The organism is Arthrobacter sp. NPDC056886 (assembly GCF_042788715.1).
Taxonomy (GTDB): domain Bacteria; phylum Actinomycetota; class Actinomycetes; order Actinomycetales; family Micrococcaceae; genus Arthrobacter.
This window is the reverse complement of sequence record NZ_JBHUBT010000002.1, coordinates 532,960-548,849: the sequence shown is the minus strand read 5'-3', so window position 1 is coordinate 548,849 and position 15,890 is coordinate 532,960. Positions and strand designations below refer to the sequence as shown.

Annotated in this window: 15 protein-coding genes; 8 read left to right on the top strand and 7 right to left on the bottom strand. The window is 68.6% G+C overall.

What is annotated here, in order from left to right; genetic code table 11:
- Positions 1 to 41 precede the first annotated feature (41 nt).
- Positions 42 to 758 carry an IclR family transcriptional regulator gene (locus tag ACFRJ8_RS05615; RefSeq protein WP_377985155.1) on the bottom strand — a complete coding sequence of 239 codons (717 nt, stop codon included), beginning with the start codon at positions 756 to 758 and terminating at the stop codon, positions 42 to 44.
- Positions 759 to 944: 186 nt separating this feature from the next.
- Between ACFRJ8_RS05615 and ACFRJ8_RS05610 the strand changes: the two genes are divergently transcribed.
- The 3 genes from ACFRJ8_RS05610 to ACFRJ8_RS05600 all read left to right on the top strand — a co-directional run bounded on the left by ACFRJ8_RS05610 (position 945) and on the right by ACFRJ8_RS05600 (position 4,537).
- On the top strand, positions 945 to 1,484 hold the full coding sequence (locus tag ACFRJ8_RS05610; protein ID WP_377985154.1) for a flavin reductase family protein: 540 nt from the start codon (positions 945 to 947) through the stop codon (positions 1,482 to 1,484).
- Positions 1,485 to 1,556: 72 nt separating this feature from the next.
- Positions 1,557 to 3,011, top strand: coding sequence for a 4-hydroxyphenylacetate 3-monooxygenase, oxygenase component (hpaB, locus tag ACFRJ8_RS05605; protein ID WP_377985153.1), 1,455 nt, complete (start codon positions 1,557 to 1,559; stop codon positions 3,009 to 3,011).
- A gap of 191 nt (positions 3,012 to 3,202) precedes the next feature.
- Positions 3,203 to 4,537, top strand: coding sequence for an MFS transporter (locus ACFRJ8_RS05600; protein WP_377985152.1), 1,335 nt, complete (start codon positions 3,203 to 3,205; stop codon positions 4,535 to 4,537).
- Positions 4,538 to 4,649: 112 nt separating this feature from the next.
- Here the strand turns inward: ACFRJ8_RS05600 and ACFRJ8_RS05595 are convergent, their stop codons facing one another.
- From ACFRJ8_RS05595 to ACFRJ8_RS05575, 5 genes are all read right to left on the bottom strand, one after another.
- Positions 4,650 to 5,477: an alpha/beta fold hydrolase gene (locus ACFRJ8_RS05595; protein WP_377985151.1), complete on the bottom strand. Its 828-nt coding sequence runs from the start codon at positions 5,475 to 5,477 to the stop codon at positions 4,650 to 4,652.
- 4 nt (positions 5,478 to 5,481) lie between these two features.
- The gene (locus tag ACFRJ8_RS05590; RefSeq protein ID WP_018775751.1) at positions 5,482 to 5,811 is read right to left on the bottom strand and encodes a biotin/lipoyl-containing protein; all 330 of its coding nucleotides are present in this window, start codon (positions 5,809 to 5,811) and stop codon (positions 5,482 to 5,484) included.
- On the bottom strand, positions 5,804 to 6,775 hold the full coding sequence (locus tag ACFRJ8_RS05585) for an alpha-ketoacid dehydrogenase subunit beta (RefSeq protein ID WP_377985193.1): 972 nt from the start codon (positions 6,773 to 6,775) through the stop codon (positions 5,804 to 5,806). The genes ACFRJ8_RS05590 and ACFRJ8_RS05585 overlap by 8 nt, the downstream gene beginning before the upstream one ends.
- A 112-nt stretch (positions 6,776 to 6,887) precedes the next feature.
- Positions 6,888 to 7,925, bottom strand: a complete 1,038-nt coding sequence (locus ACFRJ8_RS05580) for a thiamine pyrophosphate-dependent enzyme (RefSeq protein WP_377985150.1) — start codon at positions 7,923 to 7,925, stop codon at positions 6,888 to 6,890.
- Positions 7,926 to 8,031: 106 nt separating this feature from the next.
- A complete protein-coding gene (locus ACFRJ8_RS05575) occupies positions 8,032 to 9,444 on the bottom strand; it encodes an amino acid permease (protein ID WP_377985149.1) in 1,413 nt (470 codons plus the stop codon).
- A 183-nt stretch (positions 9,445 to 9,627) separates the two neighbouring features.
- On the opposite strand from ACFRJ8_RS05575, the gene ACFRJ8_RS05570 reads away from it, so the two are divergent.
- Positions 9,628 to 10,101, top strand: coding sequence for an Lrp/AsnC family transcriptional regulator (locus tag ACFRJ8_RS05570; RefSeq protein WP_377985148.1), 474 nt, complete (start codon positions 9,628 to 9,630; stop codon positions 10,099 to 10,101).
- A gap of 66 nt (positions 10,102 to 10,167) precedes the next feature.
- Here the strand turns inward: ACFRJ8_RS05570 and ACFRJ8_RS05565 are convergent, their stop codons facing one another.
- Positions 10,168 to 10,812 carry a maleylpyruvate isomerase N-terminal domain-containing protein gene (locus ACFRJ8_RS05565; RefSeq protein WP_377985147.1) on the bottom strand — a complete coding sequence of 215 codons (645 nt, stop codon included), beginning with the start codon at positions 10,810 to 10,812 and terminating at the stop codon, positions 10,168 to 10,170.
- A 298-nt stretch (positions 10,813 to 11,110) separates the two neighbouring features.
- Here ACFRJ8_RS05565 and ACFRJ8_RS05560 point away from each other — a divergent pair, with 298 nt between their 5' ends.
- Genes ACFRJ8_RS05560 through nadC form a run of 4 tightly spaced genes read left to right on the top strand, consistent with a single transcriptional unit; the run spans position 11,111 to position 15,883 of the window.
- Positions 11,111 to 11,770 carry an NUDIX domain-containing protein gene (locus ACFRJ8_RS05560; protein ID WP_377985146.1) on the top strand — a complete coding sequence of 220 codons (660 nt, stop codon included), beginning with the start codon at positions 11,111 to 11,113 and terminating at the stop codon, positions 11,768 to 11,770.
- Positions 11,767 to 13,074: a quinolinate synthase NadA gene (nadA, locus tag ACFRJ8_RS05555; RefSeq protein ID WP_377985145.1), complete on the top strand. Its 1,308-nt coding sequence runs from the start codon at positions 11,767 to 11,769 to the stop codon at positions 13,072 to 13,074. The genes ACFRJ8_RS05560 and nadA overlap by 4 nt, the downstream gene beginning before the upstream one ends.
- Complete coding sequence (nadB, locus tag ACFRJ8_RS05550; protein ID WP_377985144.1) at positions 13,071 to 14,906, top strand: L-aspartate oxidase; 1,836 nt, start codon at positions 13,071 to 13,073, stop codon at positions 14,904 to 14,906. Before nadA ends, nadB begins: the two co-directional genes overlap by 4 nt.
- Positions 14,903 to 15,883 carry a carboxylating nicotinate-nucleotide diphosphorylase gene (gene nadC, locus ACFRJ8_RS05545; RefSeq protein WP_377985143.1) on the top strand — a complete coding sequence of 327 codons (981 nt, stop codon included), beginning with the start codon at positions 14,903 to 14,905 and terminating at the stop codon, positions 15,881 to 15,883. The genes nadB and nadC overlap by 4 nt, the downstream gene beginning before the upstream one ends.
- Positions 15,884 to 15,890 lie beyond the last annotated feature (7 nt).

The window sequence follows — 15,890 nt, the reverse complement described above, 5'->3', positions numbered from 1 at the left end:
CGCTGAAAACGGCCCCTGCTGCGAGTCAGTGGGGCAGGGGTTTAGCCCAGTTGCGCCTCGATGCGCCGGGCGGCCTCCGTGAGGGCTCCGGCGACCTCGTCCGGGTCCTGTGCCGCGCGGATATACACGACGGCGAGGGCGGCCGGCCGGCTGCCCGGCACGCGCAGCGGCACCGCGATGGAGGACACCCCGGGGATCACCTCGTCATGGCTGGCGGCAAAGCCGCGGCTCCGGGCCTCGGCCGCTTCCGCCCGGTACGGGATGCCCGGGACCAGGGCCCGCCACTCCTGTTCCGGGAAGGCGGACTGGATGGCGATGCCAGGCGCACCGGCGCTGATGGGGTGCCGAGACCCAGGGTGCTGCACCACCGCGGCGCCGCTGTGCCGCGGGTCCACCGTCACCAGCGTCACGCACTCCTCCCGGTCCCAGACCGCCACAAAGGCGCTCATGGTCAGGGTGTTGGCCAGCAAGGTCAGCTCCGGCAGGGCCGCCGACTGCAGGTTGCGGGAGACCCCGCGCGCCAGGACCGCCAGGCCCGGGCCGGGCTGGACGCGGCCGCCGTCGTCCCGCACCAGCAGCGAATGGTCCTCGAGGGTGCGCAGGATCCGGTAGGCCACGGAGCGGTGGACGCCCATGGCATCGGCGAGTTCGGCAATCGTGAGCGGCTGCTGCGCCTCGGCGAGGATCTCCAACGCCCGGATGCCGCGGGACAGCGTCTGGGACGGGGAAGCCTGGGCAGTGCCGGCGTTCGGGGTCATGGGGTCCATCCTAGGGGCGGGGTCGCTGGACGCCGGGCGTGCCGGGCAACCCTTGTGTTCCGGCTCACGGTCCGCTAGCGTTCTATATGGGAACTACTAGTTCGATTATAGAACAACACTTTACCCAAAGCACAGGTCAGCCACACCACGACCGAACAAGACCGCACCGAACGCAAGGGATCAGTGATGATTGCCAAGCCACGCGACCACGCCGGCGGTGTCCGGGGCCAGGGCTCGCTGTCTTCCCCGCGGGCCAACCACTTCCGGGGCAGCCTTGGCAGGTTTGCCACCGGCGTCGCGATCGTGACCTTCGACGGGGTCACGAAGCGCCACGGCATCACCGTAAACTCCTTCACCTCAGTGTCGATGGAGCCTCCGCTGGTGCTGGTGAGCATCGCCCGCACTGCCAAGGCCCACGATGAACTCGCCGGCCGGCCCTTCACGGTGAATATCCTCGGCGCCGAGCAGCGGCACCTGGCCATGCACTTCGCCGGCCGTCCCGGCCCCGAGCCGCTGTGGGTGGAAGGGGACACCGCGCCGCGGCTCTCCAATGTCCTCGCCTATTTCGAATGCAAGCCCTGGGCGGCGTACGACGGCGGCGACCACACCCTCTACGTCGGAGAGGTGGTGGATTTCAACTACCGCAACGGCGATGCCCTGGCGTTCGCCAACAGCACCTTCACCACCATCCCGGAAAGCCAGCTGGGCATGGAGGACCTGCTCTAGCGCCGCACGGCATCCAATCAACACGGCATCCAATCAACACAGCTCAGCTCAACGACGACTGGAGGAAGACCAATGGGTATCCGCACCGGACGGCAGTACCTGGACAAGCTCAACGCCATGACCCCGCATGTGGTGATCGACGGGGAGGTGGTCAGCGAGAAGATCGCCGAGCACCCGGCTTTCCGCAACGTGGCCCGCTCCTACGCCAAACTCTTCGACATGCAGCACGACCCGCAGTACCAGGAAGCGCTCACCTACCCCTCGCCCAGCACCGGGGACCTGGTCAACGCCTCCTTCCTGGTGCCCAAGACCATCGAGGACCTCCAGCGCCGCCGCCGCGCCATCTCCACCTGGGCCGAGTCCTCCAACGGCTTCCTGGGCCGCTCCGGGGACTACATGAACTCCGCGCTCACCGCGCTGGGCACCGCCGGGAAGTGGTTCGCGCAGGCGGACCCCAAGTTCGGCGAGAACATCCGCAACTACTACGAGTGGGCGCGGGAAAACGACGTCCTCGCCACGCACACCCTCATCCCGCCGCAGGTCAACCGCTCGGTTTCGGGCTCGGAGCAGCTCGGCGGCCAGCTCTCGGCCCGAATCGTGGAGGAGCGCGAGGACGGGGTCGTCATCCAGGGCGCCCGCATGCTCGCCACCATCGCCCCGATTGCCGACGAGCTGCTCGTGTTCCCGTCCACGGTCCTTCGCGGCACCCCGGAAGACGCGCCCTACTCCTACGCGTTCGCCATCCCCAACGATTCCCCGGGCCTGCGCTACCTCTGCCGCACGTCGCTGTACAACGGCGGCAGCACCCACGACGAGCCGCTGGCCTCCCGCTATGAGGAAATGGACGCCGTCGCGGTCTTTGACCACGTCTTCGTGCCCAGCGAGCGCATCTTCATGCTCGGCAACCCGCAACTGTGCAACAGCTTCTACGCCGAAACCGGCGCCGGCGCGCTCATGACCCACCAGGTGGTCACCCGCACCATCGCCAAGAGCGAGTTCTTTCTGGGCCTGGCGTCGGAACTGGCCGAGGCGATCGGCATCGACGGGTTCCAGCACATCCAGGAGGACATCGCCGAGCTGATCATCGACGTCGAAATCGGCAAGGCGCTGGTCCGCGCCTCCGAGGCCGACGCCGGGCTCAACGATGCCGGCGTCATGCTGCCGAAGTGGTCCACGCTGAACGCGGCCCGCAACTGGTACCCGAAGATCGCCCAGCGCTTCCCGCAGATCATCCGGAAGTTCTCGGCGTCGGGCCTCATGGCGCTGCCGGGCGAGGCTGACGTCAACAGCGAGGCCCGGGCGGACATCGAACTGTACCTGCAGGGCAAGACCCTCACCGGCCCCGAGCGCGTCCGGCTGTTCAAGCTGGCCTTTGACGCCTCGATCTCCGGGTTCGCCGGGCGCCAGTCGCTCTACGAGTACTTCTTCTTCGGGGACCCGGTCCGAATGGCCGGGGCCCTGGTCAACACCTACGACCGCGAACCGGTCCGGGCCAGGGTCCGCGAACTGCTCAACCGCAAGGACTGACCCGGGCAAGACACTCCCCGCGAACATGTGTGCCCTATCACACAGTTCATAGTATTATTTAGCATACTAACTGACCGTTCGATCAGTAATTCGAGGGCTCCGCGACTTCCGCGGCCAGCACTCAAGAGGCACCAGCTAGTCACTTCGCACCCACTTTGGGCAGTACCTCTGCCCCCAGCAACGGAGTTCCAATGACCGTAACTTCATCCGTAGATTCCGAGGCGGGTCCCAGCAGCAAACATGAGGAACGAAAGGTCCTCGCTGGGACGCTGGTCGGCACCACCATCGAGTGGTACGACTTCTTCATTTTTGCCCAGCTGACAGCCACGCTGCTGTCGCCGCTGTTCCTCGCCCCGCTGAACGCATCCAACCCCGGCCTGGCGCAGATCCTGTCCTTCGCCCTCATCGGCATCAGCTTCCTGTTCCGCCCTCTCGGCGCGATCATCGCCGGCCACCTGGGCGACCGCCTGGGACGCAAGGCCATGCTGGTCTTCACCCTGATCATGATGGGTGCCGCCACGGCGCTGATCGGTGTGCTGCCCACCTACGCGCAGATCGGCGTCTGGGCCCCAATCCTGCTCATCCTGCTCCGTGTCATCCAGGGCTTCTCCGCCGGCGGTGAATGGGGCGGCGCAGCCCTGATGGCCGTCGAACACGCTCCCAAGAGCAGGCGCGGCCTGTTCGGCGCCTACCCGCAGATCGGCGTTCCGGTCGGCATGATCCTCGCCACCGGCCTGCTGTACTTCCTCAACACCAGCATGTCCAAGGAAGACTTCGCGTCCTGGGGCTGGCGTGTGCCGTTCCTGCTCTCGATCGTGCTGATCGTCGTCGGCTACCTGATCCGCCGCGCCGTTTCAGAGAGCCCGGTCTTCAAGGAGATGGCCGCCCGCAAGGAAGAGAGCAAGGCGCCGCTGGGCGAGCTCATCCGCAAGCACAAGAAGGCCGTCCTCTACTCCACCATGATCTTCATCGGCAACAACGCTGCCGGCTACCTGTTGATCGCGTTCTTCATCTCCTATGCCACCAAGACCCTCAAGATGCCCACCCCGCAGATCCTGCTGGCCACCACGCTGGCCTCCTTCGGCTGGCTCATCTTCACGCTGGTCGGCGGCTGGCTCTCGGACAAGATCGGCCGCGTCAAGACCTTCCTGATCGGCTACGGCATTGTCTTCGCCTGGATGATCCCGATGTTCGCCCTCATCGACACCAAGGACATCGTGCTCTACGGCGTCGCGCTGTTCGTCCTGACCATCGGCCTTGGCCTGTCCTACGGCCCGATGTCCGCCATGTACGCCGAGATGTTCCCGGCGAACGTGCGCTACTCGGGCATCTCGATCGGCTACGCCTTCGGCGCCATCCTCGGCGGCGCGTTCGCAGCCACCATCGCCGAGACGCTGCTGCAGGGCACCCACTGGACCGGGTCGATCGGCATCTACATCATGGTCCTCTGCGTCATCTCCGCCGTCGGCGTCCTCCTGGCCGGGGAGACGAAGGGCCGCCCGCTCGGGGTCAGCAGCCACCACTAGGCTACTGTTCTTCGACACAAAAGAGGCCAACACAAAAGAGGCACGGACCGCGGTCCGTGCCTCTTTTGTGGTGGCCTCTGTCGTCGGCTGGTGGTGTGCCTGCCGGCCGGGCTTAGACGCCCAGGAAGCTGATGGCCCCCTGCTTGAAGGCCCGGCTGGTGATGGCGTTGGTGTGGGTGCGGCCCGGCAGGACCAGCTGTTCCACCATGCCGCCGGCCTTGGCGCCGAGGGCCGCGAGCTCCGGCATGGTGGCGGCACGGTCGTCCTGTTCCCCCGCCACGAGGAGCATCGGCATGCGCGGCACTGCCTCGGCGGGGTCGTACGGCTCGGTCTTGATCGCCTCAACCAGGGACAGCAGCGCGAAGATGTTGTTGCTGGGCAGCAGCATGGCCATCTTCAGCAGGCCCGCGGTGGATTCGTCCGCGATCGGGGTGCCGTCGGCCAGGTAGCGCTGCGCGGCGATCAGGTCGAAGTCCGCCAGGGGGTCGGCGACGTTGGGGCCGCCCAGGACCAGCCGGTGCACCAGCTCGTGCTGCGTGGCGCCGAACTCCCAGGCCAGCCGGGATCCCAGCGAATAGCCGATCACGTCCAGCCCGCTGGAGGGGTCGCCGTCGCGCAGGGGACGCGCGCCGGCGTCGAACACTATCTGCAGCAGGTCCGCACGGATCCGGCTGGGGGAGTAGGAGTCCATGTCCTCCGGCGCCCCGCTGCGGCCGTGGCCGGGCAGGTCCACGGTGATGACGCGCCTACCGGCCTCCAGGAGCGCGGCAAGCCAGCCGCTGTCCTCCCAGTTGAGCTTGGAGGAGGAGGAGAAGCCGTGCAGCAGCAGGACCGGACGGAGCCCGGCGTCGTTCTGGGGCTCGTGCACCTGCACGTACAGCTGGGGGTCGGTGCCCTCCACGGTGTGCGAATGCAGGTCGCCGGTGTGTCTGCCGCTCATGCTCTCAGTCCTCATCAAGTACGGCGCTCAGGCGGACCCGGCGCTTTGGTGCCTCTTCCTTCGGGACTGTGCCCACGATGCCGGCGGTGTTGTCCGGCACCTCAAACACAATCAGGGGCTCGCCGACATTGATCTTGTCACCGGGCCCGCCGTAGATACGCACTACCTTACCTGCCTGCGGGCTGGGCAATTCAACGGCCGATTTGGTGGTTTCGACCTCCACCAGCGGCTGGTTGCGCTCCACCTGCTCGCCCGGTGAAACCAGCCATTCCAGCACGGTTGCCTCAATCAGGCCCTCGCCGAGATCGGGGAGCGGGAAGGAAATTTCAGCCACGTTTGTACTCCAATACTCGCTGGATGCCGAAGAGGATCCGGTCAATGTTCGGGATGTATTCATCTTCGAGGTCGCCCGAGGGGTACGGGACGTCGAAGCCGGTGACGCGCTCCACCGGGGCCTTGAGCGTGTCGAAGCAGCTCTGGGTGATCAGCTGCGCCACCTCCGCGCCGAGGCCGGAGGTCAGCGGCGCTTCGTGAACGACGACGGCGCGGCGCGTCTTGCGCACGGAGGCGGCCAGCGCCTCGGCATCGATCGGCTTGAGCCAGCGCAGGTCCAGGACCTCGACGTCGATCCCGTCCTCGGCGGCGAGCTCGGCCACCTGCAGGCAGCGGGAGACCATGGCGCCCCACGCGACGAGCGTGAGGTGGCGGCCTTCGCGCATCACCTTGGCACCGGTGGGGGAGCCGCCGTCGTGCATAGCAACCTCGCCCTTTTGCCAGTACCGCGACTTCGGCTCCATGAAGATCACCGGGTCCGGCCGCGTGGCGGCGTACTTGAGCAGGTGGTAGGCCTCATGCGGGTTCGACGGCGAGACCACCTTGAGGCCCGGCACGTGGGCGAAGAGTGCCTCGAGGCTTTCGCCGTGGTGTTCGGGGGCCCGGATGCCGCCGAAGCTGGGCACGCGCAGGGTGATGGGCATCGGCATGGTGCCGCGGCTGCGGTAGTTCATCCGGGCGATCTGGCAGACGATCTGGTTGATGGCCGGGTAGGCGAAACCGTCGAACTGGACCTCGGGAATGGGGTGGAACCCGGCCATCGCCAGGCCCACGGACATGCCGAGGATTCCGGATTCCGCCAGCGGGGTGTCAAAGACGCGCTGCGCGCCGTGCTTGGCCTGCAGTCCGTCGGTGATGCGGAAGACGCCGCCGAGCCGGCCGCAGTCCTCGCCGAAGATGACCGCCTTGGGGTTGTCCGCGAGGACCTCGTCGAGGGCGCGGTTCAGCGCCTGCTGCATCGACATCACGGTGGTTGATGCGGGGCTGGCTGTGTTCTCGGCAGTCGTCTCGGCAGTGTCGTCGACAGTATCGTCGGCAGTGCTCTCGCCTGCGGCGGTTGCGCCTTCGAGAATCGAGTTAGACATGTTCGGACTCCTCGCGCCAGTTGGCGGCCTGGGCCTGCAGGGCCGGGGTGGTTTCCTGGAAGACTAGGTCAAACATTTCAGTGCCGGGCCGGGAGCCGAGGGCCTGGATGCCGGTGCGGATCTGCTCCTCTTCGGCCTTGGCTGCGGCCAGTGCCTCGGCGAAGAACGCCTCGTCCGCGATTCCGTCGGCCAGCAGCCGCTGCCGGAGCCGCTCGAGCGGGTCGGCGCCGGCGCCGTCGCGTTCCTCGTCCAGGGAGCGGTAGCGGCCTGGGTCATCGGAGGTGGAGTGCGGGCCGCGGCGGTAGGTCATGGCCTCGATAAGCACCGGGCCGTTGCCGGAGCGGGCATGCGCGAAGGCGCGGCGGGTTGCCTCGAGGACGGCGACGACGTCGTCGCCGTCGATCTTCAGCGCCGGGATCCCGTAGCCCGCGGCGCGGGCCGCGACATAGCCGCCGGCCACCTGCCGCTCGGTGGGGACGGAGATGGCCCAGCCGTTGTTCTGGACGAAGAACACCACGGGCGCCTTCATCACGGCGGCGAAGTTCATCGCCTCGTGCACGTCGCCCTGCGAGGAGGCGCCGTCGCCGAAGTAGGTCAGGGCGACGCCGTCTTTTCCATCGAGCGTCTGGCCGTGGGCCCAGCCGACGGCGTGCAGGACGGAGCCGGCGACCACCGCCTGGATGGGGGCCAGCCGGGACTCCATCGGGTTGTACAGGCCGCCGTGCCACGTGGCCTTGTGGGTGGACATGTAAGCGACCATGTCCACCCCCATGGTCCGGGCGACGCCCATTTCGCGGTAGGTGGGGAAGGCGAAGTCCCGGGTGGTGTCCACGGCATAGCCGCTGCCCACCTGGGCCGCTTCCTGGCCGAGCTCGGGGGCGTAGCCGGGGATGATGCCCTGCCGTTGCCAGGCGATGGCCGAGGTGTCGAGGTGCCGGACGGCCACCATCAGCGAATAGAGCTCGCGGAGCTCGTCGGCAGTGAGCGGCCCGGCAGCGCCGCCGGAAGCCACGGGGAGAAGTGTGTCCATGCCTGTGACCTTAGTCACCGGCGGCGGGGTAGGCAATCAGCCTAGATTGGGGTGCCCAGACTGCACACTTTTGCCGTCCCTGCCGCCGGTGGGCTTGGCAATTTGCCTAGCGGGCCTGCTGGTCGGACTCTACGTCGGCGCCGCGGTTTCCGGTGATCCGGGCGCCGATCCAGCACGCCGCGGCGATGCCGGCCACCAGCGCCAGGGTGCTGAACAGCTGCTTGCTGCTGTCCGGGCTGCTGAAACCGACGGCGAAGATCAGCGCCAGGAGCACCAGCCCGAAGATCGTCAGGCCGGGGAAGCCCTTCATCCGCAGCGGCAGCGCGGTGCCGTCACGGTCCGCACGGCGGCGCAGGATCAGCTGGGACACCAGCGCCGAGCCCCACACCACGAGGCACGTGGAGCCGACAAGCTGGAAGAGGGCCGGCAGGATCTGGTCGGGGAAGAGCAGTTCCAGGACGGCGGCCAGGAAGCCGAATGCCACGGAGACGCTCACCGCCACCACCGGGACCCTGGCCGAGTTGAGCTTCGAAAGGAACCTCGGGGCTTCGCCGCGCTCAGAGAGCGAGTACACCATGCGGGACGCGCCGTAGAGGTTGGCGTTCAGCGCAGACAGCAGCGCGACGACGGCCACCAGGGTGATCGCGGCGCCCGCACCCGGGATCCGGGCGACGTCGAGGACGCCGGCGAAGGGGGACTTCAGGGCCGCAGAGGTTGAGGGAAGGACGGCAGCGATGACGAAAACCGAGCCGATGTAGAACACAAGGATCCGCCAGACCACGGTGCGGATCGCCTGGGCGACGCTGCGCTCCGGGTTCTCCGTCTCGGCCGCGGCCACGCTGACAATCTCAGTGCCGCCGAAGGCGAAGATCACCACGAAGAGTGCGGTGGCGATGCCGCCCAGGCCCGCCGGGGCGAAGTCCGTGGTGAAGTTGCTGAGTCCCGGGGACGGGACGTCCGGCAGCCAGCCCAGCAGCAGGGCCGCGCCGATGGCGAGGAAGATCACGATCGCGGCCACCTTGAGGATGGCGAACCAGAATTCGAACTCGCCGAAGTTCTTCACGCCCGCCAGGTTGATGACGGTGAACAGGGCCATGAAGATCAGGGACAGTGCCCAGACGGGGATCACCGGCCACACCGTGAACAGGAGCCCGGCCGCACCGAGGGCCTCGGCGGCGATGACCACCACGAGCTGCAGCCACCACAGCCAGCCGACGGTCGCCCCTGCGGTCTTGCCCATGGCCTTTTGCGTGTAGACGGAGAAGGCGCCGCTGTTGGGGTTGGCCGCGGCCATCTCGCCGAGAGCCCACATCACCAGGATGATCAGGGTTCCGGCAACAAGGTAGGAGATCAGAACAGCCGGTCCCGCCGCTTGGATTCCTGCCCCCGAGCCGAGGAACAGGCCGGCGCCGATCGCGCTGCCCAGCCCCATCATGGTCAGCTGGCGTGGCTTCATGCTGTGCCCCAGGCTCGGGGCAGAGACCGCGGTGGGTAGCGTCGCGGTGGACTTCGTTGTCATAGCGAACCTTCGTGTGGTTTGGATCTTTACGTCCTTATGGGACCTATTGAATTTACCGTCTTTGGACCGGCGCTACGGATCGCCGGGGCGTGCCCGCCGTGAGAGCATGGTGGCAGTTTGCTAACTGAATCGGGGCATTGGCGGCGGTTTGTTCCACCTGGGCCGCTTGGAAAGGAAAAATCCATGGACGTTGATCCGTTGGATGCAAAGATTGTCCGATTTTTCACGGATTCTCCCAGGGCATCGGTCCTAGAAGCCTCCCGGGTGCTGAAAGTAGCCCGCGCCACGGTGCAGTCGCGGCTGGACCGGATGCAGGACGCCGGGGTGATCGGCTCATGGGTGCCGCACCCCGATCCGGCGCACTTCGGCTTCCCCGTGGTGGCGTTCTGTTCCCTCACGATCAACCAGGACCTCGGGCACGACGCCGTCGTGGAGGCCCTGGCGCGGATCCCCGAGCTGATAGAGATCCACACGGTCTCCGGGAGTTCGGACCTCATGGCCCGCATCGCCGCCCGCTCCAATTCGGATCTCCAGCGTGTCCTCGATGCAATGATCGCCACCAGGACGGTCCTGCGGTCCTCGTCCGTGATCGTGCTCAACACCCACTTCCAGGGGCGCACCCTGCCGCTGCTGGAAGCCGCGGCCGCAGGCAAGTGACGCGGCCAGGCAAATGACAGGCCAGGTGGGCATGCCATGCGGGCATGCCGCGGCCCGGCGAAGGGGCTAGAGGACGCTCAGGCCCTCCGGCAGGCCGGTCCGGCCGGTAAGCAGGAGCAGTAACTCACCGGCGGCCGGCAACCGGGAGCCGATGGCTCCGGCGAGCTCCAGGGACGCCGCGACCGCCGGGGCCAAAGAGGCGGGCGGCGGGAGCCCCAAAGCGCGCGCCAGGTCCAGGGTGTGCACGGCCAGTTCGAAGGTCCGGGTAGGCAGGTAGTCGATGAGCGTCATTGGCCCGGCGGGGGTGGCCACCAGGGCATCGTCCGGAGTGTTCCGGACGAGGACGGTGACGCGTTGGACCAGCTCCTGCACGGCTGCGGCCGGGTCCTCACCCAGAGCTTCCCCGGTTTCCCTGCCTCGCTGCGCGATCGCGTCCGGCGAGGCGGCGCCGCGGACGGCCAGAAAGTAGTCCACCGGACCCGGCACCCGCTCCCCGGTGGCAGGGGTGGCGAGGTAGGTCTCCACGGTGGTCAGGGCGCGGCTCGTATGGCCGGTCAGGGCGCGGACGTCCCATTCACCCAGCGCCGGCCGCGACCACGCCACGTGCGGTACCTGTCCGGCGAGCTCCACGAATGCCTGGGCCGCTCCCGCGTAACGGGCCCTGACTGCTTCTGAATCCCTAGCCTCCGGGTCCATATTTTCTGCGTCCATAGCCCCGATTGTTACCGTTGCCGGCTCCCGCGGACAAGCCCGACCAGGCGCCGAGGGGATCCCGGCGCCGCCGCCGTGTCCGCACATGTGGCCGCCCATGTGACCTGAAACATTTTGCGCCCGAAGGCCGCGGCCGTATCATTAGTTCTAGTCAACTTGACTATAACTAATCCGGCGGTCGGGCCGGATCTGTCCGGGCAGTCCATCGCTGGACCCGCCCGGGACCTCAGAGGGCGGGTGAACCACCGTTTACACCACAGCAGCCAACGTCTCGGAGCGCCAGACCGCGCCGCCGTCGTTGGCCATCTCCACTGTGATCTTTGCGCTGCGCCCCAGCGAGAAGTCCGGACGGCCCACGCTGTGGATCCCGCTGGTGCGCCGGATCCGCGAACCGTTCAAGGGCCTCTGGGCCCTGCCCGGCGGCCCGCTCACGCACTCCGAATCCCTCCAGGACGCCGCCTCGCGGAACCTGCGCGAGACGACGGGGCTGGCCCCGAACTACCTCGAACAGCTCTACGCCTTCGGCGGGCTGCACCGCTCGCCCACCCAGCGCGTCGTCTCGATTGTGTACTGGGCGCTCGTCCAGCCCACGGAGGCCGCGCTCGCCGACGAATCCGAAAACGTGCGCTGGTTCCGCGCCGACCGGCTCGGCGAACTGGCCTTCGACCACAACGCGATCATCGACTACGCCCTGTGGCGGCTGCGCAACAAGATGGCCTACGGATCCATCGCCTACCACCTGCTGGGTGAGTACTTCACCCTCGCCCAGGTCCGCGAAGTCTACGAGGCCGTCCTGGACCGCGAACTCGATCCCGCCAACTTCCGCCGGCAGGTCAAGGCCACGCCGGAAATCGAAGAAACCGACCAGTACCTGCAGGGCGGCAAGCACCGCCCGCCACGCCTCTACCGCTTTACCGGCCGCCCAGGCCTTGACCCAGACAACAGGAGCACACCATGAGCAGCGTCAACACGGCAATCCAGCTGATCACGCGCGAGCAGGCCACCACCATGACGGGGGCCGCGGCCGCCTCCACCTGCAGCCCTGCGCTGGCCCGGGGGCCCTGGGACTACGACCTCGCCGAGGCCCTCGCCGGAGTGCCCGCCTACGGGCCGGGTGCCTCCTCCGCCGACGTCGCACCGGTCTCGACTCCCCGGCAGGGCCAGCTCCCGGAGGAGTACAAGCTCGCCAGCGACGCCGAACTCGACGCCCGGATCCGCGCCGCCAAAGCGGCACTGGGGGACCGCGCCGTCGTGCTGGGGCACTTCTACCAGCGCGACGAAGTGATTGAATATGCCGACTTCGTGGGCGATTCCTTCCAGCTCGCCAATGCGGCCCTGACCCGGCCGGACGCCGAAGCCATCATCTTCTGCGGCGTGCACTTCATGGCCGAGACCGCGGACATCCTCTCCCGGCCGGACCAGGCCGTAATACTGCCCAACCTCGCCGCGGGCTGCTCCATGGCGGACATGGCGGACATCGACTCGGTCACCGAGTGCTGGGAACAGCTTGAGGAAGTCTTCGGCACCGAGCCCGACGCCGACGGCCGGGTCCCGGTCATCCCGGTCACCTACATGAACTCCTCCGCAGCCCTGAAGGGCTTCTGCGGCGAGCGCGGCGGGATCGTCTGCACGTCCTCGAACGCCGCGACGGTACTGGAATGGGCATTTGAGCGCGGCCAGCGCGTGCTGTTCTTCCCGGACCAGCACCTGGGCCGCAACACGGCCAAGGCCATGGGGGTGCCGCTGGAGCAGATGCCCATGTGGAACCCGCGCAAGGACCTCGGCGGCAACGACGAACAGACCCTGCTCGATTCCCGGGTGATCCTCTGGCACGGCTTCTGCTCGGTCCACAAGCGCTTCAACGTGGGCCAGATCGAGAAGGCCCGCGCCGAGTTCCCCGGCGTGCAGGTGATCGTGCACCCTGAGTGCCCCATGGAGGTGGTGGATGCCGCCGATTCCGCCGGGTCCACCGACTTCATCAAGAAGGCCATCGCCGCGGCCACGGAACCCACCACGTTTGCGATCGGCACCGAGATCAACATGGTGAACCGGCTCGCCGCGGAATACCCGCAGCACACCATCTTCTGCCTGGACCCGGTGATCTGCCCCTGCTCCACCATGTACCGCATCCACCCCGGCTACCTGGCCTGGGTCCTGGAAGCGCTGGTCCGCGGCGAGGTGCTCAACCGCATCACCGTGGACGAGGACGTCGCCGGCCCGGCAAAGGTGGCGCTGGAACGCATGCTGGCGGCGCGGCCGTGACCAGGCGGCTCGTGATTGTCGGCAGCGGGGTTGCGGGGCTCTACGCCGCGCTGCTCGCCACCGACGCCGCCACCGCCGGCGGCCGTGACATCGAGGTGGTCCTCCTGAGCAAGGGGACGCTGGAGCAGAGCAACACGTTCTACGCCCAGGGCGGCGTCTCCGCCGTGCTGGCTCCGGAGGACGCCGCCCCCGGGGACTCCGTGGCAGCGCACATCGCGGACACGCTCGCCGCCGGTGCTGGGCTGAACGACGCTGAGGCAGTCCGCGTCCTGTGCACCGAGGCCGTCCGGGACATCACCGGCCTGGGCCGCTACGGCGTGCATTTCGACGCCGGGCCCGACGGCGGACCGGCCCTGGGCCTGGAAGCGGCACATTCGGCGCCGCGCATCCTGCACGCCGGCGGGGACGCAACCGGTGCCTGCATCGCCCGCGGGCTCGTCGCCGCCGTCCTGGAACGCGCCGTCCTGGACCGTGCTGTCCACGGCCGGCTCCGGGTGGAGACCAGCGCCTTCGTCACCGAGCTCCTGACCGACGTCCTCCCGGAAGTCCCGTCACAGCCCGGCGGTGCGCCGCGGGTACCTGCCCGGGTCACTGGCGTGGCTTACCTGGCCGGCGGCCGGCCCCAGCAGCTGGCGGCCGACGCCGTCCTGCTCGCCACCGGCGGTGCCGGCCGGCTGTTTGCCCGCACCAGCAATCCCTCCGTCGCGACCGCCGACGGGCTGGCCCTGGCCTGGCGTGCCGGCGCCGCGGTGCGGGACCTTGAGTTCTTCCAGTTCCACCCCACCACCCTTGCCGCCGAGGAGGTCCCGGGCGGGCCGCCGGCCCTGCTCATCTCCGAAGCGGTCCGCGGCGAGGGGGCGGTGCTGCTGGATTCTGCGGGGTACCGCTTCATGCCGGACTACCACCCCGATGCCGAGCTGGCCCCCCGCGACGTCGTCTCCCGCAGCATCGCCCTGCACCTGGCCGCCACCGGGGCCGCGCCGGACAGCCCGGTGTACCTAGACGCCCGTGGCATCGAGGCAGCCCGGGGCGCGGGCTTCCTGGCCCGGCGGTTCCCGACCATCACGGCGGCCACCCTCGCGGCCGGCTATGACTGGACCACAGAGACGGTCCCCGTGTCCCCGGCCGCGCACTATTGGATGGGCGGCGTGTGCACCGACCTGCGGGGCCGCACGTCCGTTCCAGGCCTGTACGCCGCCGGCGAGGTCGCCCGCACGGGGGCGCAGGGGGCAAACCGGCTGGCGAGCAACTCGCTGCTGGAGGGCCTCGTGTTCGGCCGCCGCGCGGTCGAGGACTTCCTGCACGCCCCCGTGCCGGACACGGCCTGGCTCTCGCCGGCTCGCGAGGACGTCCATCCCGGCAGCCTTGTCCCGCCCGCTGCGGCCGTTTCCCCAAGTACAGCCGCCACCGGTGCGGCGGATGTTCCGTTCAGCCGCGCGGCCCTGGGAAGGCTCATGACGGCGGCTGCGGGAGTCACCCGCACGGGCGCCAACCTCGACGCCGCCGCGCTCCAGCTGGCGCAGTGGGCCACTGACCTTGAAGCCAGCGACTCTGAAGCAGCTGACCTTCAAGCAGGGGTCCGTGCTGGACACCGTGCCGGGCTGGGCCAGGCCGCCCACGAGGACCGGAACCTGCTGCTGGCTGCGGAACTCCTCGTGGCCGCGGCCAGGCAGCGCACACACTCCGTCGGCGCCCACTACCGGGCAGATGCCACGGCCGGCGCCGCGCACTCCGCGGTGCTGGTTGCCCCTGCACGCTCCACATCGACGGCCGGTAAGTCCGGCCACCGGCATGCCTCCGCATCCCGCCCCAAGCAAAGGATCTCGTCATGACAGCACCCGCCGCCCCTGCAGCCACCAGACCCGCTGCACGCCCCACCGCACCCCTCACCTCACTCCCGGCGCTCGCCGGGACCCTGCCCGCCCCCGCCGTCGACGCCGTGCTGCGCGCCGCGCTGCAGGAGGACGCCCCGTACGGGGACATCACCTCGCAGGTGCTCATCCCCGCGCAGGCACGGGCGACGGCGGTGCTCAATGCGCGCGTACCCGGCGTGCTGAGCGGCGGGGAGGTCTTCGCCGCGGCGATGAAGCTGACCGACGCGGGCGCCGTCGTCGAACTGCTGGTCAACGACGGCGAGGCCTTCACCGCCGGAACCGCCCTGGCCCGCGTGACCGGGAACGCCCGCGCCGTGCTGCTGGCCGAACGCGTCGGCCTGAACCTGGTCCAGCGGATGAGCGCCATTGCCACCAGGACCGCCGAGTTCGTGGCGCTGGTGCACGGCACGGGGGCGCGGATCACCGATACCCGGAAGACGACGCCGGGGCTGCGGGTGCTGGAACGCTATGCCGTGCGCTGCGGCGGCGGCGCCAACCACCGCTTCAGCCTGTCCGACGCCGTCCTGGCCAAGGACAACCACCTCGCCGTCCTCACCGGCAGTGATCCAGCGAAGCTGACCGAGGTGCTGCGCGGCGCCAAGGCCCAGCTTGGCCACACAACACACTTCGAGGTGGAAGTGGACACCATGGAGCAGATCGAGCCGGTCCTTGCCGCCGGGGTGGACACCATCATGCTGGACAACTTTTCCCTGGCCGAGCTGGCGGCGGGCGTCGAACTGGTGGGCGGCCGGGCCCGGGTCGAAGCCAGCGGCAACGTCAATCTCGCCACCGTGGCGGACATCGCGGCCACGGGAGTGGACGTCATCTCGATCGGGGCCCTGACGCACAGCGTCACGGCCCTGGACCTTGGCCTGGACATTGAGCTGGATGTCGAGCCCGGGCCCGTTTCTGCCCCGGAACAGACGGCCGGCTGAGGCGCAC

Bases quoted from the DNA above. Each gene is read 5' to 3' on its own strand.
- nadC (WP_377985143.1), top strand. From the start codon at position 14,903: ATGACAGCACCCGCCGCCCCTGCAGCCACCAGACCCGCTGCACGCCCC.
- ACFRJ8_RS05585 (WP_377985193.1), bottom strand. From the start codon at position 6,775: ATGTCGATGCAGCAGGCGCTGAACCGCGCCCTCGACGAGGTCCTCGCG.
- ACFRJ8_RS05580 (WP_377985150.1), bottom strand. From the start codon at position 7,925: ATGGACACACTTCTCCCCGTGGCTTCCGGCGGCGCTGCCGGGCCGCTC.
- ACFRJ8_RS05575 (WP_377985149.1), bottom strand. From the start codon at position 9,444: ATGACAACGAAGTCCACCGCGACGCTACCCACCGCGGTCTCTGCCCCG.
- ACFRJ8_RS05565 (WP_377985147.1), bottom strand. From the start codon at position 10,812: ATGGACGCAGAAAATATGGACCCGGAGGCTAGGGATTCAGAAGCAGTC.
- hpaB (WP_377985153.1), top strand. From the start codon at position 1,557: ATGGGTATCCGCACCGGACGGCAGTACCTGGACAAGCTCAACGCCATG.
- ACFRJ8_RS05615 (WP_377985155.1), bottom strand. From the start codon at position 758: ATGACCCCGAACGCCGGCACTGCCCAGGCTTCCCCGTCCCAGACGCTG.
- ACFRJ8_RS05600 (WP_377985152.1), top strand. From the start codon at position 3,203: ATGACCGTAACTTCATCCGTAGATTCCGAGGCGGGTCCCAGCAGCAAA.
- ACFRJ8_RS05610 (WP_377985154.1), top strand. From the start codon at position 945: ATGATTGCCAAGCCACGCGACCACGCCGGCGGTGTCCGGGGCCAGGGC.
- ACFRJ8_RS05570 (WP_377985148.1), top strand. From the start codon at position 9,628: ATGGACGTTGATCCGTTGGATGCAAAGATTGTCCGATTTTTCACGGAT.
- ACFRJ8_RS05595 (WP_377985151.1), bottom strand. From the start codon at position 5,477: ATGAGCGGCAGACACACCGGCGACCTGCATTCGCACACCGTGGAGGGC.
- nadA (WP_377985145.1), top strand. From the start codon at position 11,767: ATGAGCAGCGTCAACACGGCAATCCAGCTGATCACGCGCGAGCAGGCC.